This window comes from Streptomyces sp. YIM S03343 (genome assembly GCF_054729195.1).
The window spans coordinates 7,257,422-7,278,254 of record NZ_JBPUKX010000001.1; the positions used below are offsets into that span (position 1 = coordinate 7,257,422).

General features: G+C 66.0%; 13 protein-coding genes, 3 rRNA genes and 5 pseudogenes. 12 read left to right on the plus strand and 9 right to left on the minus strand.

The annotated features are described in order from the left end of the window. Positions 1-7: 7 nt before the first annotated feature. Positions 8-993 (minus strand): annotated as a pseudogene (locus tag ACSYGN_RS32060) (IS5 family transposase). Between the two features lie 358 nt (positions 994-1,351). Between ACSYGN_RS32060 and ACSYGN_RS32065 the strand changes: the two are divergent. Then, positions 1,352-1,591, plus strand: coding sequence for a chaplin (locus ACSYGN_RS32065; RefSeq protein WP_460401833.1), 240 nt, complete (start codon positions 1,352-1,354; stop codon positions 1,589-1,591). Positions 1,592-1,717: 126 nt separating this feature from the next. Here ACSYGN_RS32065 and ACSYGN_RS32070 read toward each other — a convergent pair whose 3' ends face one another. Next, positions 1,718-2,506, minus strand: a complete 789-nt coding sequence (locus tag ACSYGN_RS32070; RefSeq protein ID WP_460401835.1) for a hypothetical protein — start codon at positions 2,504-2,506, stop codon at positions 1,718-1,720. 151 nt (positions 2,507-2,657) lie between these two features. Between ACSYGN_RS32070 and ACSYGN_RS32075 the strand changes: the two genes are divergently transcribed. The 3 genes from ACSYGN_RS32075 to ACSYGN_RS32085 all read left to right on the plus strand — a co-directional run bounded on the left by ACSYGN_RS32075 (position 2,658) and on the right by ACSYGN_RS32085 (position 5,074). Further along, entirely contained in the window at positions 2,658-3,455 is a 798-nt protein-coding gene (locus ACSYGN_RS32075; RefSeq protein WP_460401837.1) for an ABC transporter ATP-binding protein, read from the plus strand. A gap of 49 nt (positions 3,456-3,504) precedes the next feature. Then, entirely contained in the window at positions 3,505-3,936 is a 432-nt protein-coding gene (locus tag ACSYGN_RS32080; protein WP_460401839.1) for an NfeD family protein, read from the plus strand. Positions 3,937-4,144: 208 nt separating this feature from the next. Further along, entirely contained in the window at positions 4,145-5,074 is a 930-nt protein-coding gene (locus tag ACSYGN_RS32085) for an SPFH domain-containing protein (protein WP_460401841.1), read from the plus strand. Between the two features lie 341 nt (positions 5,075-5,415). Here the strand turns inward: ACSYGN_RS32085 and ACSYGN_RS32090 are convergent, their stop codons facing one another. The 3 genes from ACSYGN_RS32090 to ACSYGN_RS32100 all read right to left on the minus strand — a co-directional run bounded on the left by ACSYGN_RS32090 (position 5,416) and on the right by ACSYGN_RS32100 (position 7,496). Continuing rightward, positions 5,416-5,925 carry an HNH endonuclease gene (locus tag ACSYGN_RS32090; RefSeq protein ID WP_460401843.1) on the minus strand — a complete coding sequence of 170 codons (510 nt, stop codon included), beginning with the start codon at positions 5,923-5,925 and terminating at the stop codon, positions 5,416-5,418. A 182-nt stretch (positions 5,926-6,107) separates the two neighbouring features. Further along, entirely contained in the window at positions 6,108-6,647 is a 540-nt protein-coding gene (locus ACSYGN_RS32095) for a YbhB/YbcL family Raf kinase inhibitor-like protein (RefSeq protein ID WP_460401845.1), read from the minus strand. 66 nt (positions 6,648-6,713) lie between these two features. Continuing rightward, entirely contained in the window at positions 6,714-7,496 is a 783-nt protein-coding gene (locus ACSYGN_RS32100) for a sporulation protein (protein WP_460401847.1), read from the minus strand. 137 nt (positions 7,497-7,633) lie between these two features. On the opposite strand from ACSYGN_RS32100, the pseudogene ACSYGN_RS32105 reads away from it, so the two are divergent. Together ACSYGN_RS32105 and ACSYGN_RS32110 are read left to right on the plus strand one after the other, a co-directional pair. After that, positions 7,634-7,891 (plus strand): annotated as a pseudogene (locus ACSYGN_RS32105) (DNA-3-methyladenine glycosylase); the annotation flags it as partial. A gap of 14 nt (positions 7,892-7,905) precedes the next feature. Then, on the plus strand, positions 7,906-8,517 hold the full coding sequence (locus ACSYGN_RS32110; RefSeq protein WP_460401849.1) for a DNA-3-methyladenine glycosylase: 612 nt from the start codon (positions 7,906-7,908) through the stop codon (positions 8,515-8,517). 144 nt (positions 8,518-8,661) lie between these two features. Here ACSYGN_RS32110 and ACSYGN_RS32115 read toward each other — a convergent pair. Then, positions 8,662-8,865, minus strand: a pseudogene (locus ACSYGN_RS32115) (hypothetical protein); the annotation flags it as partial. A 5-nt stretch (positions 8,866-8,870) separates the two neighbouring features. On the opposite strand from ACSYGN_RS32115, the pseudogene ACSYGN_RS32120 reads away from it, so the two are divergent. Beyond that, a pseudogene (locus ACSYGN_RS32120) lies at positions 8,871-9,232 on the plus strand (GNAT family N-acetyltransferase); the annotation flags it as partial. Between the two features lie 351 nt (positions 9,233-9,583). Here ACSYGN_RS32120 and ACSYGN_RS32125 read toward each other — a convergent pair. Then, on the minus strand, positions 9,584-11,050 hold the full coding sequence (locus tag ACSYGN_RS32125) for a recombinase family protein (protein ID WP_460401851.1): 1,467 nt from the start codon (positions 11,048-11,050) through the stop codon (positions 9,584-9,586). A gap of 68 nt (positions 11,051-11,118) precedes the next feature. Here ACSYGN_RS32125 and ACSYGN_RS32130 point away from each other — a divergent pair. The 4 genes and pseudogenes from ACSYGN_RS32130 to rrf form a co-directional block, all read left to right on the plus strand. After that, a pseudogene (locus ACSYGN_RS32130) lies at positions 11,119-11,514 on the plus strand (DNA-3-methyladenine glycosylase); the annotation flags it as partial. 506 nt (positions 11,515-12,020) lie between these two features. Then, positions 12,021-13,546, plus strand: a 16S ribosomal RNA gene (locus ACSYGN_RS32135). Positions 13,547-13,840: 294 nt separating this feature from the next. After that, positions 13,841-16,960 (plus strand): 23S ribosomal RNA (locus ACSYGN_RS32140). 114 nt (positions 16,961-17,074) lie between these two features. Further along, positions 17,075-17,191, plus strand: a 5S ribosomal RNA gene (gene rrf / locus ACSYGN_RS32145). The 16S, 23S and 5S rRNA genes sit together here, the layout of an rRNA operon. Before the next feature lie 30 nt (positions 17,192-17,221). On the opposite strand, the gene ACSYGN_RS32150 is transcribed toward rrf, so the two are convergent. After that, entirely contained in the window at positions 17,222-18,385 is a 1,164-nt protein-coding gene (locus tag ACSYGN_RS32150; protein WP_460403967.1) for a hypothetical protein, read from the minus strand. 153 nt (positions 18,386-18,538) lie between these two features. Between ACSYGN_RS32150 and ACSYGN_RS32155 the strand changes: the two genes are divergently transcribed. Continuing rightward, positions 18,539-19,417, plus strand: coding sequence for a hypothetical protein (locus ACSYGN_RS32155; protein WP_460403865.1), 879 nt, complete (start codon positions 18,539-18,541; stop codon positions 19,415-19,417). A gap of 79 nt (positions 19,418-19,496) precedes the next feature. Here ACSYGN_RS32155 and ACSYGN_RS32160 read toward each other — a convergent pair whose 3' ends face one another. Then, complete coding sequence (locus ACSYGN_RS32160) at positions 19,497-20,789, minus strand: DUF1015 family protein (protein WP_460401853.1); 1,293 nt, start codon at positions 20,787-20,789, stop codon at positions 19,497-19,499. Positions 20,790-20,833: the final 44 nt, after the last annotated feature.

The window sequence follows — 20,833 nt, forward strand, 5'->3', positions numbered from 1 at the left end:
GTTCGGATCACGACTGCGGTGCGATGCTGCGGAGCCAGAGCATCGCACCGCACAGATGCAGTCCGGCCTCGTAGCTCTCCGGGGTCTTGTCGAAGCGGAACGCGATGCCTCGCCAGTTCCGCAGCCGGTTGATGCACCGCTCCACGGTGTTGCGCTCGGTGTACAAGGCCGCGTCGTGGCTGACCGGGCGACCGCCCTTCGAACCGCGCTTCTTCCGGTTGGCGGCCTGGTCCACCTTCTCCGGGATCACCGCCCGGATTCCACGACGCCGCAGGTAGCGGCGGTTACGGCGGCTGGAGTAAGCCTTGTCCGCGGCCACTGCGTCCGGTCGGGTCCGGGGACGCCCGACCGGCCCGCGCACCTTCACCCGCTCCAGGACCGGGACGAACTGCGGGCTGTCGCCGGCCTGTCCGGGGGTGAGCACAAACGCCAGCGGACGGCAGCGCCGGTCGGCCGCCAGGTGAATCTTGCTGGTCAGCCCTCCCCGGGAACGCCCCAGTTGTGCGGCCTTCAGACGGGCCCGGTGCCGTCGGCGGGCCCGTCGCCGCTCAGCGCCCGCGTCGTCCTCGCACTGTCCGTCCTGCGGCTGTTGTCCCTCCACGGCGCCCCCTTTTCGGACTCGGCGGCCGCTTCCAGGGCCGCCAACTGCTCGGGTTCCAGTGCCATCCCGGCGGCGTGGTGGTGCGCCCGTGCTGTCGCCGAGTCCACGCTGACCAGGCCCAGGTCCGCCTGACCCCGGTCAGCGGCCTCGGCGATCACCGCCTCCATCAGGTGCTGGAAGACGCCCTGCGTCGCCCAGATCCGGAAGCGGTCGTACGCGCTCTGCCAGGGCCCGAACTCGCTGGGCAGGTCGCGCCAGGGACTGCCCGTGCGGAACCGCCACATCACCGCGTTGAAGTGTTTCCGCAGGTCGGGGATGGGCCCGACTGCGGCGATCGGAAGGTGGGGCTCGATCAGGGCCCACTGCTCGTCGGTGAGATCGCCTCGCGCCATGGCCGATGGCCTATCAAGGAGGGACCCCATGACGCAGGCGATCTACCGAACTCGTGATCCGGACTCCAGACAGGACCTAGTAGCTCCTCCCCCAAGCTCTCGGCTTCGCTCGAGCAGGGGGGACCCCCATCGAGGACCTTCCGGCGCCTTGCGATCGCACGCACCAGACGCCGCGAGCTGATCGGACTCCCATTTTGTTCGGGGCTCTGAGCTGTGGCCCACGGTCCGGTCGGATGGTCACCCGAATCATCCGAACGGGCAGTTGACCGATGCTCACCGTGCCGGACCGCACGCCTCCCGCGTTGATCAGCTCACGGCCCACGGCCGGGTCGACAGCACTTGCAGGAGGACGTTTTCCATGAACATCGCCAAGAAGGCCGCCCTGGCCCTCACCGTCGCCGGTATCGCCGCCGGCGCGTCCGCCGGTGTCGCTGTCGCCGACGCGGGTGCCGACGCCGCGGCCGTGAAGTCCCCGGGTGCAGGCTCGGGCCACATCACCCAGCTCCCGCACCACCTGCCCGTCAACACCGTCGGCAACAGCACGAGGGCGATCGGCATCCTGAACCCGGCCTTCGGCAACACCGCCGTGAACAACTGACCCGGGCCACCCCACAGACACCCGCGGGTCAACGGCGACCCGCGGGGCTTTTGGCGCGCATTCTCTTCGTCTGCTGCACACCGAGCCCTGGACCGACCGGTGTTGGGCCCTGCAGCTGACCCGGGGCTACCGGTTGCCGCGTTCCTGTTCCTCGACGTACGCGTTGTACGCGGCCACCTGGGCGCGGCGGGCCGTGCGTTCCACGGGGCGGAGTGCCAGGGCGCGTGCTCCCATCTCCGACGCGCTCACCGCGCCGCCGTGGCCGTTCTCCTCGGCCAGGGAGACCAGCAGCCCGACGCGCTGCGCCAGCTCCAGGACCCGTACCGCACGCGGGGGATAGCCCGGTGCCAGCACCTCGCGGCCCCGCTCGGCCCGCGCCCGGTACGCGTCGATCGCCGCCTCCGCCGCCGGGCCCGACGCGGCCACGTCCAGCTGTGACAGCAGCGCCGTGGCATCCCGCAGCGCCTCCGCCAGCTCCCGTTCCGCCTCACCGAGCGACGGCACGTCCGCGGGAGGGGCCTCCCGTACCGGCAGCACCTGCCACACCACCTCGGCGTGCACATCGCCCTCGGGCCCGGCCTCGTGGACCTCCGGCACCAGCCCCAGCGCGGCCCCGTGGCAGACCACAGCCTCCCCGGCCTCCAGCGCCAGCGCGTTGAACTCCGGCGGCCCGCTGAGCCCCAGCGGATGCCCCGGTGCGGGCAGGGCGACCCGCAGCCCGCTCACCCCCAGCGCCCGCAGCCGCCCCAGCGCCAGCGAGAGTCCGACCGGCGACGGTTCGCCGGGCAGCCCGGTCACCCGGTGCACGGCGTCCTCGCCGACGACGGCGTGTACGGCGTCGTCCGGAGAGGCAAGTCCGGCCAAAAGCGCATTTCCCCAAGCGGCGAGGCGACCGGAGCGCGGTTCAGAGAGCATGCCCCCACCCTAAGGACCGGACCGATGGACCGGACCCTGGGACCGGTGGCGTAGATTTCATCGGGGACTGCGCCACAGGCGCGGCGGACCGAGCCACAGGCGAACGCGACGAGCCGAGACCGGCCACACTGCAAGGGGAGACAACGCGCTCATGAGCGATGTTCTGGAGCTTCAGGACGTATCCGTGGTCCGCGAGGGCCGGGCTCTGGTGGACCAGGTCTCCTGGTCGGTGAAGGAAGGCGAGCGCTGGGTCATCCTCGGCCCCAACGGCGCCGGCAAGACCACCCTGCTGAATGTCGCGTCCAGCTACCTCTACCCCAGCACGGGCACCGTCTCCATCCTTGGCGAGACCCTCGGCAGGCCCGGCACCGACGTCTTCGAACTGCGCCCCCGCATCGGCATCGCGGGAGTCGCCATGGCCGAGAAGCTCCCCAAGAGCCAGACCGTCCTCGAGACCGTGCTGACCGCCGCGTACGGCATGACGGCGCACTGGCAGGAGGACTACGACGAGATCGACGAAGTGCGGGCCCGTGCCTTCCTCGACCGCCTCGGCATGACCGAATACCTGGACCGCAGGTTCGGCACCCTCTCCGAGGGAGAACGCAAGCGCACCCTCATCGCCCGCGCCCTGATGACCGACCCCGAACTGCTCCTGCTCGACGAACCCGCCGCCGGCCTCGACCTCGGTGGCCGCGAGGACCTCGTACGCCGCCTCGGCCGCCTCGCCCGCGACCCCATCGCCCCCTCGATGATCATGGTGACCCACCATGTCGAGGAGATCGCCCCCGGCTTCACCCACGTCCTGATGATCCGCCAGGGCAAGGTCCTCACCGCAGGCCCCATCGAGCTCGAACTCACCTCCCGCAACCTCTCGCTCTGCTTCGGACTGCCCCTCGTCGTCGAGCAGGTCGGCGACCGCTGGACCGCGCACGGACTTCCGTTGTCCTGAACCCCGTTGCACCCTGTCCGCGGCCCGATCGCGGTCCTACCATGACCTTGTGAACGACATCGAGACGTGGGTGTGGTGGCTCGTCGGCGCGGTAGCGCTGGGTATCCCGCTCGTCGTGACCGCAATGCCTGAATTCGGCATGTTCGCGGTAGGGGCCGTGGCCGCCGCGGTCACCGCCGGACTCGGATTCGGCATCGTCGTGCAGGTTCTCACCTTCGTCATCGTCTCCGTGGCGCTCATCGCCGTCGTACGGCCCATCGCGGCCCGGCACCGCACACAGGGCCCCGGACTCGCCACCGGAATCGACGCGTTGAAGGGCAGACAGGCCGTCGTCCTGGAGCGCGTCGACGGATCGGGCGGCCGTATCAAGCTCGCGGGCGAGGTCTGGTCCGCGCGTTCCCTCGACACCGACCGGATCTATGAGGCGGGACAGGAGGTCGACGTCGTGGACATCGAAGGCGCCACGGCGATCGTCCTATGAACGCGCCCGTGAACGTGCCCGCTCGACCTTGCACTCCACGCACACCGTGAACTTGTCCGAAGTACGCCAAGTACGCCCATCCAACTGAACCGAACATCCAACGAGGCGGACGACGGTCTGCCAGACTCGATCAGCAAGATCTTCTGCGAGCAGACGATCTTCAAGGTCTTCCGAGAGCGCCGAGGCGGAGAAGGGTACGGGGAACGCGATGGCACCGGTCATCATCGTCCTGGTCATTCTGGTGGTGTTGGTCTTCATCGCCCTGATCAAGACGATCCAGGTCATCCCACAGGCCAGCGCGGCCATCGTGGAGCGCTTCGGCCGTTATACGCGGACACTCAACGCGGGCCTCAACATCGTGGTCCCGTTCATAGACACCATCCGCAACCGCATCGACCTCCGTGAGCAGGTCGTCCCCTTCCCACCGCAGCCGGTGATCACCCAGGACAACCTGGTCGTCAACATCGACACCGTCATCTACTACCAGGTGACCGACGCGCGGGCCGCCACCTACGAGGTCGCCAGCTACATCCAGGCCATCGAGCAGCTCACCGTCACCACCCTGCGCAACATCATCGGCGGCATGGACCTGGAACGCACCCTCACCTCCCGCGAGGAGATCAACGCGGCGCTGCGCGGCGTCCTCGACGAGGCCACCGGCAAGTGGGGCATCCGCGTCAACCGGGTCGAGCTCAAGGCCATCGAACCGCCCACCTCCATCCAGGACTCGATGGAGAAGCAGATGCGTGCCGACCGTGACAAGCGCGCCGCGATCCTCACCGCGGAAGGCACCCGCCAGGCGGCCATCCTCACCGCCGAGGGCGAGAAGCAGTCCCAGATCCTGCGCGCCGAGGGTGAGGCCAAGGCCGCCGCCCTGCGCGCCGAGGGCGAGGCCCAGGCGGTCCGTACGGTCTTCGAGGCGATCCACGCCGGCGACCCGGACCAGAAGCTCCTCTCCTACCAGTACCTCCAGATGCTCCCGAAGATCGCCGAGGGCGACGCCAACAAGCTCTGGATCGTCCCCAGCGAGATCGGCGACGCCCTGAAGGGCCTCTCCGGCGCCATGGGCAACTTCGGCCCCCTGTCAGGCGGCACCACCAACGGCACCGACCGCCGAGAGAAGCCGTCGATCGACTGACGCACGGACACACGGACACACGTCGGAGGGGCTCGTCTTCCTTTTTGGAAGGCGAGCCCCTCCGACGCGTGCGTCCACCGACGCGTGCTTAACTGACGTCCGCTTCACTGACGCGCTTCGCTGACGCGTGCTCCGCCGGCGTGCGCTTCACTGGGTGCGGGCTTCACAAGGCCAGCCCTCCAGGCACGGGCTGAGCAACCAACCTCAGGGGCGCGGGGCTGTATCGATATGCGGCTCCGCCGCGTGGGCGCGATCAACCACGACGCACCCGCAGACAAAGAAGAACGCACCCGCAGACATAGAACCCGCCCCGTGGGCAAGAACGCCAACCGGCAAGCCCCTCACGCCGCAGGCTGAACCAACCACTCCGGCAGCGACCGCAGGTCCCCGTCCCCACCCAAAGACAACAGCATCGCATCCGCAGGAGAAGGCTCGAACGGCTGACGAAGCAACGGCATCGCCGCCTGCTCAGGCGTCCGGTCCGCCTTCCGGTGATTGTCCTCCGCACACGACGCCACTGTATTCAGCCAGGTGTCACGCCCGCCCTGCGCCCGCGGCACCACATGGTCCACGGTCGTCGCCCGCTTCCCGCAGTACGCGCACCGATGCCGGTCCCGGACCAGCACCCCCCGCCGTGACCACGGGGCTTGTCTTCGAAACGGCACCCGTACATACCGGCACAGCCTGATCACCCGTGGCGCGGGTATATCCACATCGGCGCCCCGCATACGCAGTTCGGGGTGGGCCTGCTCGACGACGGCCTTGTCCTGGAGCACCAGAACGACAGCTCGGTTCAACGTCACCGTAGACAGCGGCTCAAAGCTAGCGTTCAGCACCAGCGTGTCCCGCATCCAGCCCACCTCCCGTGCGCACCCGCCCACCTCCCCGGCGGGCTTGGATCAACTCTGGACGGGCACGCCGAGATGGACAACGCAATAAAAAATGCCCGCCCCTGATCAATTCCATGACCAGAGGCGGGCAAACGTTCCATGAACGCTCGGATCGGTTCAGCCCGCGCGTGAGCGCGCTCCGTTCAGTTCGCCCCGGTGTTCTCGTACTCACCGATGAGCTGGGCGCGCGCGATCGCGTGGAACCGCAGATTGAAGCCGACGACGGCGGGCGAGACGTCCGCGTCGGGGCCGAGCTTCTCCTGGTCGACCGCGTACACCGTGAAGACGTACCGGTGCGGTCCGTCACCGGGCGGCGGCGCGGCACCGCCGAAGTCCTTGGTGCCGTAGTCGTTGCGCACCTGCACGGCGCTCGCGGGCAGCCCCTCGAACGAGCCGCTGCCCGCGCCCGCCGGCAGCTCCGTCACATCGGCGGGGATGTCGAACACGACCCAGTGCCAGAACCCGCTGCCCGTCGGGGCGTCGGGGTCGTAGCACGTCACGGCGAAGCTCTTGGTCTCCGCAGGGAAGCCCGCCCACCGCAGCTGCGGCGAGGTGTTGCCCTCCGCGTGCACCTGCGCGCCCTTGAGCGTCGCCCCCTCCTCGACGTCCTGGCTCGTCACCGTGAACGACGGGACGGGCGGGTGGAAGTCGTGGGGCAGCGGCCGCCGCTTGAGCTCGGTCACCTCGGTACCTCCTGGATCGGTCCGTTCAGTGGCTCTGGTTGGCTCTTGTTCTCAGCAGGACCGAGCCTAGAACCAGTTGCGCTTGCTGCCGACCTCGGAGATCCACTGGTTGAGATAAGCCGCCCAATCGGTCCCGTGGAAGTCGTGCAGACCGACCTGGAACGAGCGGAAGGTGTCGCTGCCCTCGCTGAACAGACCCGGCTTCTTGTCCATCTCCAGGATGACGTCCATGGCGTTCTCGTCGGTGACGAACGTCAGCTCGACCTGGTTCAGCCCCCGGTACTGGGACGGCGGGTAGAACTCGATCTCCTGGTAGAACGGCAGCCGCTGCCGCGTGTTGCGGATGTGGCCGCGCTCCATGTCCGCGGTCTTGAAACGGAAGCCCAGTTGGATGAAGGCGTCCAGGATCGCCTTCTGCGCGGGCAGCGGATGCACATTGACCGGGTCCAGGTCGTGGGAGTCCACCGCGCGCGCGATCGCCAGCTCCGTGGACACCCCGATGTTCATCCCGCGCAGCGCCTGGCCGTCGATCATCGTGATCGGCGTCTCCCAGGGGACCTCAAGGCCGAACGGCACCGTGTGCACGGCACCCGGCTGGAGCTGGAAGGCTCCGCCCAGCTGCACCTTCGTGAACTCGATGTCCTGCTTGTACTCCTCTTCCCCGCTCTCCACCTCGACCCGGGCCTGCAGACCCACCGAGAGCCCCTGGATGTCCTGCGCTACGGAACCGCCCTGGATCCGCACCTCGCCCTGGACGACACCGCCCGGAACGACGTTGACCTCGGTCAGCACGGTCTCGACCGAGCCCCCGCCGGCCCCCATACTCGCGAGCAGCTTCTTGAACGGCATGACTCTCCCTTTACGAATGGATCCCTGATCCCTACAAACGCCAACCGGCCGCGACCGGTTCCGTGCCACACGCTGGCAACCGGACCCATTCTTGACCAGCCCTTGGCACGGACGAGCCTGGACTACCCTCGGACGCCATGATCGCGCCCCCGGACCGCATCCCCCTCCCCAGAGAGTTCTTCGATCGCCCTGTACTGGAGGTCGCCCCGGACCTCCTCGGCCGGTACCTCGTCCGTACAACGCCCGACGGGCCGATCACGATGCGCCTGACGGAGGTCGAGGCCTACGACGGCCCGAGCGACCCCGGCTCCCACGCCTACCGCGGCCGCACCGCCCGCAACGACGTGATGTTCGGTCCGCCCGGGCACGTCTACGTCTACTTCACCTACGGCATGTCAAGGTGATCAGCATGAACGTAGTGGATCTTGCTCACTCCGCTGAAGAAGTTGCCCCCAAGCTGCTCGGCGCCATCCTCACCCACGAGACCCCCGAGGGAACCGTGAGCATCACCATCACGGAGACCGAGGCGTACTCCGGTGCGGCCGACCCCGCCTCCCACGCCTACCGAGGCAGGACACCCCGAAACGCCGTCATGTTCGGACCCGCAGGACACCTGTACGTCTACCGGTCTCACGGTCTCCACTGGTGCGCCAACATCGTCACCGGGGCAGACGGCATCGCTTCAGCAGTCCTCATCCGGGCAGGCAGGGTCATCGAAGGGGAAGACCTGGCACGCAAGCGGCGAGGGGGCAAGGTCGAGAGTCCACGTCTCGCGCGGGGTCCGGGGAACTTCTGCCAGGCGCTCGGCATCATGGCAGAGCACAACGGCACAGACCTGCTGGCGGACGCCTCGGTCACACTGACCGAGGGCAAGCCGGTACCCGCTGCGCTCATCCGGGTTGGCCCTCGGGTAGGCGTGAGCAAAGCCCACGACTGGCAGCACCGCTTCTACCTCGCCGGTGATCCAACAGTCTCGGCGTACCGACTGAGCCCCAGAGCCAATCCGTCCGGCGGAGCCTGAGCCGCAGTGCGCCTCGCTCGCGGCTCGCCGCTGCCGGCGGCGCGGAGTTGGCCCGAAGACGCGTGATCGCTCGTGTGCGTGGCGCGTTCCTGGCCGGTCGGGTGACTGTCGAGCAATTGTCAAATTCTGTGGATCACGGGCGATTCACCTGGCTCGTAGCCATGCATCGAGAGCGGTGAAGTCCGCGTCGTCGAGTCCTCGGGAGGAGTCGACTTGATGGAGGAGTGCGTGGCCGTGATGGTGCATGGATACCCAGTCGCGGTCAGCGTCGGTGATCTCGTCGTCGACCCATGCGAACGAGCGTCCGTCCGCTTATTCCACCAGGGCTTGGGGCTTCCAGTGAAGTCCGACTGGCCGCGCTGCTGGCCCGTGGTGGTGAAGAGGACGCTGGGGAAAGCGGATTGGAGGACATCATCTCTCCCGCATGCGTCGTGCGTGACGGTGACGACGTGGTTGCCGCAGCCGGCTATCGCGGCTGGCCGCAGTCGGTGGCCCACCTCAGCGTCCTGGTCGCGCCGGACTGCCGGGGCCGGGGGCGGCGCGGACGGTGGCATCTGCGGCGGTGGCTCGTGCGCTGGAAGCCGGGCTGCTTCCGCAGTGGCGAGCACGGCCACACCCGTCCAAGCGTGTAGCGCAAGCGCTCGGCTTCCGGGAGTTGGGTGCCCAGCTCAGCGTTCGCGTCGGTGACGGCGGTCCTCATGGACAAGTCCGGTGAGGACCGGTGTCCGAATTCGACCGCGGTGAGTCAGCGCTTCGTCGAGTCGGCGATCTGTGCTTCAAGGTCGGCGATACGCCGGTCTTGTAAGCGGAGGTTGGATCGGGCTGCCGTGAGTCGCTCGTCGAGAGTGCGGTTGTCACCCGTGAGCTGTCGAACGCGCTGTTTGAGGGTGGTGCCTTTTTGTGGTGATCCGCTGGATGGCTTCTTCGGTCCACTCGGCCGTGGACATCGTGCTTGACCAGGGGCAGGGCGGCGAAGTCCTTGCTGATCGCGATGCCGGTGGGGTAGTCGCCGCGGTCCAGGCGGGACTCGATGCGCAGTCCGGCCCGGGCGGCCGCCATGCGTCGCTCACGGGATCCGGAAGGTGATCCGGCAGTGGTCCGACTTGAACCCTCGGACTCCTCGGCCTCTCGGCATCAGCTCGACGAGTTCGCAGACCTGCATGACGACCGTCCGCACGTAGTCGATCCGGTCGGGGTCTTCATAGTCCAGCTCCTCCCACAGGTACTCGACGTCCCCCAGATCTACCCGCACCCGCTTCGCTGCCAGGTCTGCCAGCTCGGTCCGGACCTTCGCCAGGTCGGCATCGCACCTGCCGATGCCTGTGCGCATGGTTGATGCGTCGATGTCCCCCACGGCGAACATCTCCGCCAGGGCGGTACGCCTCTCGCCTGTGGCCAGCTCCTCGGCCAGTAGCTGGGCTTCGCGCTCCTCGTCTGCGGCATCCGTGGCCGGAGCCTGGTTCCACTCCTCGGCTCGGGAGATGACCTGCCGGACCACGTAGGAGTCAAGCGGGTCTGCTGGGCATGTGATGCATCGGCCACCCGAACAGGTGTAGATACGGTACCGCTCGCCTGCCGCGTCCTTCCGGCTCCATGCCTGCGTAACGACGGCCTGACACTTCGAGCAGCGGACCACGCCGGACAACAGAGCCTTGCGCTTCCCTCCGCCGCCCGTGTTGCGCTCAGGGTCGCTCAGGTAGCGCACCAGGGCCCGGAACATGCCCTCGGAGACGATCGGCTCCCAGTTGCCTGTGCCAGTCTCCTCGGTCACCCGTACGCATCGCCCATCGGGCTTCTCGACCCACTGGGAGTACGTCTGGATGCCCGCATTCCTCGGCTTCAAGAGGACGCCCCGGAGGTTCGAGCTACGCCACTCTTTGCCGTGTGGCGAGAGCAGCTCGCGAGCGTTCCAGTCCTTCGCGATGGACCACAGGGAGATACCGGCCAGGACATCCCGGTATGCCCCCCGCAGGGCTTCCGCCTCCTCGTCGCGATGCGTGCCGTCGCGCTCGAAGCCGAAGGGGCGAGTGCTCCAGAAGGGCCTCCCCGACTCCCTGCGGCGCTGATGACCGAGCACCTGACGCTCTACTCGCATCTCGGTCTCGTTCTCGGCTACCGCAGCGCCGATGCGAGCAGCGAGACGACCCGAAGGGGTCGCCAAGTCCAGGACGCCCTGCGCTTGTGCGGCGGCCAGATGAACGCCGGTCTCCTCGGCCAGGTCCACCAGCTCGACCAGGTCTCGTGTCGTCCGGTAGAGGCGGTCGTAGTGCCTGGCTACGACGACATCAGCCGTACCCGTCCGAACCAGGTCGACCACGCGCCTCCAGCCTTCACCGCGAGCCGACACCTTGCGGCCCTCAACGACGCGGAACTTCGACGCCGAAGAGTCCTTCTCTGTGATGACCTCTAGAACCGTCCAGCCGTTCCGGTCGCACAGTGCCTGGCTCAGTTCGACCTGTTGCGTGAGGTTCCCACCCTTGGACTCCTCGCCCCTCGGGGTTGGGCTGAGCCTGGCGTAGATGATTGCTCGCACTGTCTGCCACTCCTGCCTGCTTGTCGTCGCCTTGCCGATGATGCAACGACGTACATGTTCACTGCGTTACTTACGGCATGTGGTTCTGCATGAACCTGGTTTGCGGTCCCGTGGGTCGGGTGAGCGCGGTGCTGCTGCGCGCTGGAGAGGTGGTCGAGGGCGCAGAACTGGCCCGCAAACGTCGACTCTCGGCCCAAAACGACAAGGAACTGGCCAAAGGCCCCGCCCGCCTGGCCACCGCCCTGGGGGTCGACCGTGCCCTGAACGGCACCGACGCCTGCGCCACCGGCGACACCCCGCTACGGATACTGGTCGGCACCCCGATCGCCTCCGACCAGGTACGCATCGGCCCCCGCACCGGAGTGGCCGGTGACGGAGGCGTCCACCCCTGGCGGTACTGGGTCGCCGGCGACCCGACGGTCAGTCCCTACCGGGCCCACGTACCCCGGCGGCGCTCAAGTTGACGCACCCCATGGAGGTGCGTAATGTGGATCGAGCCGCTTGAACCGGGTACGGCATCTGCCTGCAGCCGGAAGCGGCCAAACCACTACCTACGGCCACCCCTCAGCGGGTTCCTATTCGGCGTGTCCGCACGCCTGAATTCGGTTGCCTTCGGAACTCGATTATGAGTCCGCGAAGGAATGGTCTAACGTAGTGAATGTCGAAAGGCCGAAGAGCGAAAGCCGAAGCCCCAGACAACCCCCTCCGACGGGGAATCGGACGCCGAAAGGATCTGATAGAGTCGGAAACACCGAAGGGAAGCCCGGAGGAAAGCCCGAGAGGGTGAGTACAAAGGAAGCGTCCGTTCCTTGAGAACTCAACAGCGTGCCAAAAGTCAACGCCAGATATGTTGATACCCCGTCTCCGGCCGGATCTCCGGTCGGGACGTGGTTCCTTTGAAGAAAAATACAGCGAGGACGCTGTGTACGAGGGGACTATTCCTCCTCTCGTACCGCTCCCGTGAAAAGCATTCACGGAGAGTTTGATCCTGGCTCAGGACGAACGCTGGCGGCGTGCTTAACACATGCAAGTCGAACGATGAACCACTTCGGTGGGGATTAGTGGCGAACGGGTGAGTAACACGTGGGCAATCTGCCCTGCACTCTGGGACAAGCCCTGGAAACGGGGTCTAATACCGGATACGACCTGCCGAGGCATCTCGGCGGGTGGAAAGCTCCGGCGGTGCAGGATGAGCCCGCGGCCTATCAGCTTGTTGGTGAGGTAGTGGCTCACCAAGGCGACGACGGGTAGCCGGCCTGAGAGGGCGACCGGCCACACTGGGACTGAGACACGGCCCAGACTCCTACGGGAGGCAGCAGTGGGGAATATTGCACAATGGGCGAAAGCCTGATGCAGCGACGCCGCGTGAGGGATGACGGCCTTCGGGTTGTAAACCTCTTTCAGCAGGGAAGAAGCGAAAGTGACGGTACCTGCAGAAGAAGCGCCGGCTAACTACGTGCCAGCAGCCGCGGTAATACGTAGGGCGCAAGCGTTGTCCGGAATTATTGGGCGTAAAGAGCTCGTAGGCGGCTTGTCGCGTCGGTTGTGAAAGCCCGGGGCTCAACCCCGGGTCTGCAGTCGATACGGGCAGGCTAGAGTGTGGTAGGGGAGATCGGAATTCCTGGTGTAGCGGTGAAATGCGCAGATATCAGGAGGAACACCGGTGGCGAAGGCGGATCTCTGGGCCATTACTGACGCTGAGGAGCGAAAGCGTGGGGAGCGAACAGGATTAGATACCCTGGTAGTCCACGCCGTAAACGGTGGGAACTAGGTGTTGGCGACATTCCACGTCGTCGGTGCCGCAGCTAACGCATTAAGTTCCCCGCCTGGGGAGTACGGCCGCAAGGCTAAAACTCAAAGGAATTGACGGGGGCCCGCACAAGCAGCGGAGCATGTGGCTTAATTCGACGCAACGCGAAGAACCTTACCAAGGCTTGACATACGCCGGAAAACCCTGGAGACAGGGTCCCCCTTGTGGTCGGTGTACAGGTGGTGCATGGCTGTCGTCAGCTCGTGTCGTGAGATGTTGGGTTAAGTCCCGCAACGAGCGCAACCCTTGTTCTGTGTTGCCAGCATGCCCTTCGGGGTGATGGGGACTCACAGGAGACTGCCGGGGTCAACTCGGAGGAAGGTGGGGACGACGTCAAGTCATCATGCCCCTTATGTCTTGGGCTGCACACGTGCTACAATGGCAGGTACAATGAGCTGCGATGCCGTGAGGCTGAGCGAATCTCAAAAAGCCTGTCTCAGTTCGGATTGGGGTCTGCAACTCGACCCCATGAAGTCGGAGTTGCTAGTAATCGCAGATCAGCATTGCTGCGGTGAATACGTTCCCGGGCCTTGTACACACCGCCCGTCACGTCACGAAAGTCGGTAACACCCGAAGCCGGTGGCCCAACCCCTTGTGGGAGGGAGCTGTCGAAGGTGGGACTGGCGATTGGGACGAAGTCGTAACAAGGTAGCCGTACCGGAAGGTGCGGCTGGATCACCTCCTTTCTAAGGAGCATCTAGCTGCCGCAAGGCAGCCAGAGCCACTACGCCGGCGAATGTCCGGCGGTGGTCAGCTCATGGGTGGAACGTTGACTACTCGGCACACCTGGACCTCAGTGTCTTCCCAGTACTGCTTCGGCGTGGAACGGAACGATGAGAGGGCGGGGGTGTCGGGCACGCTGTTGGGTGTCTGAGGGAATGAACTCCCTCGATGCCGGCCCCAGTGAACTCGTGCTTCGGTGCGGGGTGATGGGTGGCTGGTCGTTGTTTGAGAACTGCACAGTGGACGCGAGCATCTGTGGCCAAGTTTTTAAGGGCGCACGGTGGATGCCTTGGCACCAGGAACCGATGAAGGACGTGGGAGGCCACGATAGTCCCCGGGGAGTCGTCAACCAGGCTTTGATCCGGGGGTTTCCGAATGGGGAAACCCGGCAGTCGTCATGGGCTGTCACCCGCTGCTGAACACATAGGCAGTGTGGAGGGAACGAGGGGAAGTGAAACATCTCAGTACCCTCAGGAAGAGAAAACAACCGTGATTCCGGGAGTAGTGGCGAGCGAAACCGGATGAGGCCAAACCGTATGCGTGTGAGACCCGGCAGGGGTTGCGCATGCGGGGTTGTGGGATCTCTCTTCTGCTGCCTGCCGGCAGCAGGACGAGTCAGAAACCGTTGATGTAGGCGAAGGACATGCGAAAGGTCCGGCGTAGAGGGTAAGACCCCCGTAGCTGAAACGTCAGCGGCTCGTTTGAGAGACACCCAAGTAGCACGGGGCCCGAGAAATCCCGTGTGAATCTGGCGGGACCACCCGCTAAGCCTAAATATTCCCTGGTGACCGATAGCGGATAGTACCGTGAGGGAATGGTGAAAAGTACCCCGGGAGGGGAGTGAAATAGTACCTGAAACCGTGTGCCTACAAGCCGTGGGAGCGTCGGAGTGTGCTTGCACACTCTCGTGACTGCGTGCCTTTTGAAGAATGAGCCTGCGAGTTTGCGGTGTGTTGCGAGGTTAACCCGGGTGGGGTAGCCGTAGCGAAAGCGAGTCCGAACAGGGCGTTCAGTAGCATGCTCAAGACCCGAAGCGGAGTGATCTAGCCATGGGCAGGTTGAAGCGGAGGTAAGACTTCGTGGAGGACCGAACCCACCAGGGTTGAAAACCTGGGGGATGACCTGTGGTTAGGGGTGAAAGGCCAATCAAACTCCGTGATAGCTGGTTCTCCCCGAAATGCATTTAGGTGCAGCGTCGTGTGTTTCTTGCCGGAGGTAGAGCACTGGATAGGCGATGGGCCCTACCGGGTTACTGACCTTAGCCAAACTCCGAATGCCGGTAAGTGAGAGCACGGCAGTGAGACTGTGGGGGATAAGCTCCATGGTCGAGAGGGAAACAGCCCAGAGCATCGACTAAGGCCCCTAAGCGTACGCTAAGTGGGAAAGGATGTGGAGTCGCAGAGACAACCAGGAGGTTGGCTTAGAAGCAGCCACCCTTGAAAGAGTGCGTAATAGCTCACTGGTCTAGTGATTCCGCGCCGACAATGTAGCGGGGCTCAAGCGTACCGCCGAAGTCGTGTCATTGCAGTACATACTCCCAACGGAGACTGTGATGGGTAGGGGAGCGTCGTCTGCCGGGTGAAGCAGCCGCGGAAGCGAGTTGTGGACGGTTGACGAGCGAGAATGCAGGCATGAGTAGCGATTCACACGTGAGAAACGTGTGCGCCGATTGACCAAGGGTTCCTGGGTCAAGCTGATCTGCCCAGGGTAAGTCGGGACCTAAGGCGAGGCCGACAGGCGTAGTCGATGGATAACCGGTTGATATTCCGGTACCCGCTGTGACGCGAAAAGCATCGAATCCGGTGATGCTAAGCCCGTGAAGCCGTTCCCTTTCGGTTTACCGTTGGGGAAAGTGGTGGAGCCGGTGATCCGAGCTGGTAGTAGGTGAGCGATGGGGTGACGCAGGAAGGTAGTCCATCCCGGGCGGTGGTTGTCCCGGGGTAAGGGTGTAGGACGAGTGGTAGGTAAATCCGCCGCTCATGTGTCTGAGACCTGATGCCGAGCCGATTGTGGTGAAGTGGATGATCCTATGCTGTCGAGAAAAGCCTCTAGCGAGTTTCATGGCGGCCCGTACCCTAAACCGACTCAGGTGGTCTGGTAGAGAATACCGAGGCGTTCGGGTGAACTATGGTTAAGGAACTCGGCAAAATGCCCCCGTAACTTCGGGAGAAGGGGGGCCACGCCTGGTGAGGGGATTTTCTCCCTGAGCTGGGGGTGGCCGCAGAGACCAGCGAGAAGCGACTGTTTACTAAAAACACAGGTCCGTGCGAAGCCGTAAGGCGATGTATACGGACTGACGCCTGCCCGGTGCTGGAACGTTAAGGGGACCGGTTAGCTCCATTTCGGTGGGGCGAAGCTGAGAACTTAAGCGCCAGTAAACGGCGGTGGTAACTATAACCATCCTAAGGTAGCGAAATTCCTTGTCGGGTAAGTTCCGACCTGCACGAATGGCGTAACGACTTCTCGACTGTCTCAACCATAGGCCCGGTGAAATTGCACTACGAGTAAAGATGCTCGTTTCGCGCAGCAGGACGGAAAGACCCCGGGACCTTTACTACAGTTTGATATTGGTGTTCGGTTCGGCTTGTGTAGGATAGCTGGGAGACTGTGAAACTGCCACGCCAGTGGTGGTGGAGTCGTCGTTGAAATACCAGTCTGGTCGTGCTGGATGTCTAACCTGGGTCCGTGATCCGGATCAGGGACAGTGTCTGATGGGTAGTTTAACTGGGGCGGTTGCCTCCTAAAGAGTAACGGAGGCGCCCAAAGGTTCCCTCAGCCTGGTTGGCAATCAGGTGTTGAGTGTAAGTGCACAAGGGAGCTTGACTGTGAGACCGACGGGTCGAGCAGGGACGAAAGTCGGGACTAGTGATCCGGCGGTGGCTTGTGGAAGCGCCGTCGCTCAACGGATAAAAGGTACCCCGGGGATAACAGGCTGATCTTCCCCAAGAGTCCATATCGACGGGATGGTTTGGCACCTCGATGTCGGCTCGTCGCATCCTGGGGCTGGAGTCGGTCCCAAGGGTTGGGCTGTTCGCCCATTAAAGCGGTACGCGAGCTGGGTTTAGAACGTCGTGAGACAGTTCGGTCCCTATCCGCTGCGCGCGCAGGAGTCTTGAGAAGGGCTGTCCCTAGTACGAGAGGACCGGGACGGACGAACCTCTGGTGTGCCAGTTGTTCTGCCAAGGGCATGGCTGGTTGGCTACGTTCGGGAGGGATAACCGCTGAAAGCATCTAAGCGGGAAGCCTGCTTCGAGATGAGGACTCCCACCCACTTGATGGGGTAAGGCTCCCAGTAGACGACTGGGTTGATAGGCCGGATCTGGAAGCCAGGTAACTGGTGGAGGTGACCGGTACTAATAGGCCGAGGGCTTGTCCATAGAGGCTCGCGTCCACTGTGTCAGTTCTGAGGCAACGAACGGTTGCCGGCTTTGAGTTGAACAGCCAGAACAGACAATTGAAAAGTGTGCTTGTTCGCTCGAAACCATTAGGGTTTCGGTGGTCATAGCGTGAGGGAAACGCCCGGTTACATTTCGAACCCGGAAGCTAAGCCTCACAGCGCCGATGGTACTGCAGGGGGGACCCTGTGGGAGAGTAGGACACCGCCGAACAATCTTTGGAGGACCCCTGGTCACCAGCGTTCAGCTGGGACCAGGGGTCCTTTTTGTTTTTCCGGAGCGCGCACCGGGTGACCGGCTGCGCGAGAATTGCTTGCGGCACCGAAGACAGGAGTCACCATGTCCACCAACTCTCCCGACGATCGACCGGAACGCGACCAGCGGCGACGGGACGGTGGGGACCGCGGCGACCGCGGCGATCGTGGCGGCTACCGCGGCGATCGCGGGGACCGTGGCGACCGTGGTGGCTACGGGCGTCGTGACAACGACCGTGCTGGTTACCCGCGTCGTGACGACAACCGCGGTGGCGGGTACGGGCGTCGGGACGACCGGCGCGATGACCGCCGTGGTGACGATCGCCGTGGTGACGATCGCCGTGACGACCGTCGTGGTGACGAGCGGGGCGGCTATCCGCGTCGTGACGACAACCGCGGTGGCGGGTACGGGCGTCGGGACGATCGTCGTGACGGTGACCGTGGCCCGCGTCCGGCCTTTCAGCGTGATGACCGTGACCGTGGACCCCGCCGTGACGACCGCGGTGACCGTCCCCCCTACCGTCGCGGCGACGACCGTCCCTCGTACCCCCGTCGTGACGACGAGCGCGGTGGATATCCGCGTCGTGACGACAACCGCGGTGGCGGGTACGGGCGTCGGGACGATCGTCGTGACGGTGACCGTGGCCCGCGTCCGGCCTTTCAGCGTGATGACCGTGACCGTGGACCCCGCCGTGACGACCGCGGTGACCGTCCCCCCTACCGCCGTGGTGACGACCGTCCCTCGTACCCCCGTCGTGACGACGAGCGGGGCGGCCACCCCCGTCGTGACGACCGGCGCGAGGGCGAGCGCGGTGGCTACCCCCGCCGCGATGAGCGCCGTGACGACCGTGACCGTGGACCCCGCCGTGATGACCGCGGTGACCGTCCCCCCTACCGTCGCAGCGAGGACCGGCCTTCGTACCCCCGTCGTGACGACGAGCGGGGCGGCTACCCGCGCCGTGACGACAACCGCGGTGGCGGGTACGGGCGTCGGGACGACCGGCGCGATGACCGCCGCGACGACCGTCCCTCGTACCCCCGTCGCGACGACGAGCGCGGTGGCTACCCCCGCCGTGACGACCGCCGTGATGACACCCGCGGTGACCGCGGTGACCGCGGCGGCTTCCGGGGCCGGGACGACCGTGGTGGCCATGGGCCCCGTCGCGACGACCGCGGCGGGCGACCCGGCGGGTTCCGCGGACGTGACGATCGACGCGACGACCGGCGCGACGACCGGCGAGGCGGCGGCCGCTTCCGTGACGAGCGCGACCGTGACCGGGACCGTGACCGCGAGCCGATCAAGCGGCTGCCGATCCCCGAGGACGTCACCGGCGAGGAGATCGACAAGGACGTACGCCAGGAGCTCCAGAGCCTCCCGAAGACGCTCGCCGAGGATGTCGCCAAGAACCTGGTGATGGTCGCCCGGCTCATCGACGAGGAGCCCGAGCGCGCCTACGCCTACTCCAAGGTCGCCCTGCGCCTCGCCTCGCGCGTCGCCGCCGTACGAGAAGCGGCGGGCTTCGCGGCGTACGCGAACCAGAAGTACAGCGAGGCCCTCGCGGAGTTCCGGGCCGCGCGGCGGATGACCGGCAACCTGGAGCTGTGGCCGCTGATGGCGGACTGCGAGCGTGGGCTCGGGCGTCCCGAGAAGGCGCTGGAGATGGCCGGTGCGGCCGAGGTGCAGAAGCTCGACAAGGCGGGGCAGGTCGAGATGCGGCTCGTGGCGGCCGGTGCCCGGCGTGACATGGGGCAGCTCGACGCGGCGATCGTGACGCTCCAGAGCTCCGAGCTGGCCTCCAACTCCGTACAGCCGTGGACCGCCCGGCTGCGGTACGCCTACGCGGACGCGCTGCTGGCCGGGGGCCGGGAGGGCGAGGCGCGGGACTGGTTCGCGAAGGCCGTCGAGGCCGACCGCGACGGCAGCACCGACGCCTCCGACCGGCTGGCGGAACTCGACGGCGTGGAGTTCGTCGACGCCCTCGGCGACGACGAGGTCAGCGACAGCGCTGACGCCGACGACGACAAGGCGGCCGAGGCCGAGGCCGAGGTCGAGGCCACGTCCGACGACGATGCCGTGACTCCCGTCGCCGAAACGGCCGATGAGGACGACGCGAAGGACGTCACCGACGAGGACTCCGATGAGGACTCGGTCGAGGATTCCGACGAGGATTCCGACGAGGACTGACCTCGCCCGGTGTGAAGGAAGGGGGGAAGGGAGCCTGTTCGGGCTCCCTTCCCCCCTTCCTCGTTCCCCTTCGCCCTCCTCAGATCTCCAGCCCCCGCAGCACCAGCCCCGAGGCCGGCTTCGGCCCGAACGACGTCGACTTGCGGGGCATGGTGACGCCCTGTCGGGCCAGATGGCGTACGACGTCCTCGTGGACCGGGTGCATCAGCACCGCCGTACCGCCGTCGCGTTCGGCCTTCCTGACCGTCGCGGCGGTGTCGTGGATGTAGGCGATGTGTTCGGGGGAGTCCTCCGGAACGTGCCAGACGTGGGCCAGGAGCGCGGCGTGCAGCACCGTGGCGTCGAGGGTGCGCCAGGCGGCCGGGCGGTCGGCCGGGACCGTGCGGGCCAGCAGGCCGGGGTCGGGGCGGTCGACGAGATGGAAGGCACCGTCGCCCGCGAGGAGATACGCGTTGCCCGCGCAGGCCGCGTCGCCGAGGGCCTTCAAGGCATCGGCCGGCGTCACCTCCAGACGACGCACCCGGCACACGCCCTGGAGTGCGGCGAGCGCGTCCGCGACCGGCAGACGGTGCAGCAGCCGGTGGATGGCGCGGACGCGCAGCGGATAACGCGCGGTGTCGACCAGCAGGACCAGGCCGTAGTCCCAGGGGCTGGGGGAGGGGTGCTCCGCGCGTAGCTGCCGGTACGTCGCCCAGCGGTGGTGGCCGTCGGCGATCAGGGCCTGGTGCTGGGCGAGATCCGCCTGGACGGTCGCGGTCTCCGCGGGGTCGGTGACTGCCCAGAGACGGTGGGAGTAGCCGTCCTCCGTGGTCGTCGACAGCAACGGCGGGCGCTCGGCGATACGTTCCACCAGGGCGGTGGTGGCGTCCGCGGCGCCGTTGCCGCGGTACGTGAGGAGCAGGGGTTCGAGGTTCGCCGCGGTGGCGCGCATCAGGTCGGCCCGGTCCGCGACGATGTGCGGCATGACGTCCTCGTGGGGCAGGACGACGCCCTCCGACGGTTCCGAGAGGCGCAGGGCACCGATGATGCCGCGCTGGAGCAGGCCGCCGCCGTCGCGCTGCTCGTAGATGTACAGGACCGGTTCGGGGTCGGCCGTCAGGACGCCCTCGGCCAGCCAGCGCCGCAGGGTGTCGGAGGCCTGGGCGTTGCGGGCGGCAGGGGTGGCGGCCTCGGGGAGAATCAGACGGACGATGTTGTGCGGGTCCGCGTCCTGGAGATGGTGCAGGCCGTCGGGTCGTACGACGACGTCGTAGGGCGGGGATGTCACGGCGGCCAGGCTGCCGACCCGGCCGGGGGCATAGCGAAGACCTCGGAACGGCGTGAGTTCCAGGCCCCGGCGCTCCGTTGCTTCCGAGTGACCTGCTGTATTCATCCCGGCATCGTACGTGTGCCGGTGGCATGGGGGGCATGGGGGAT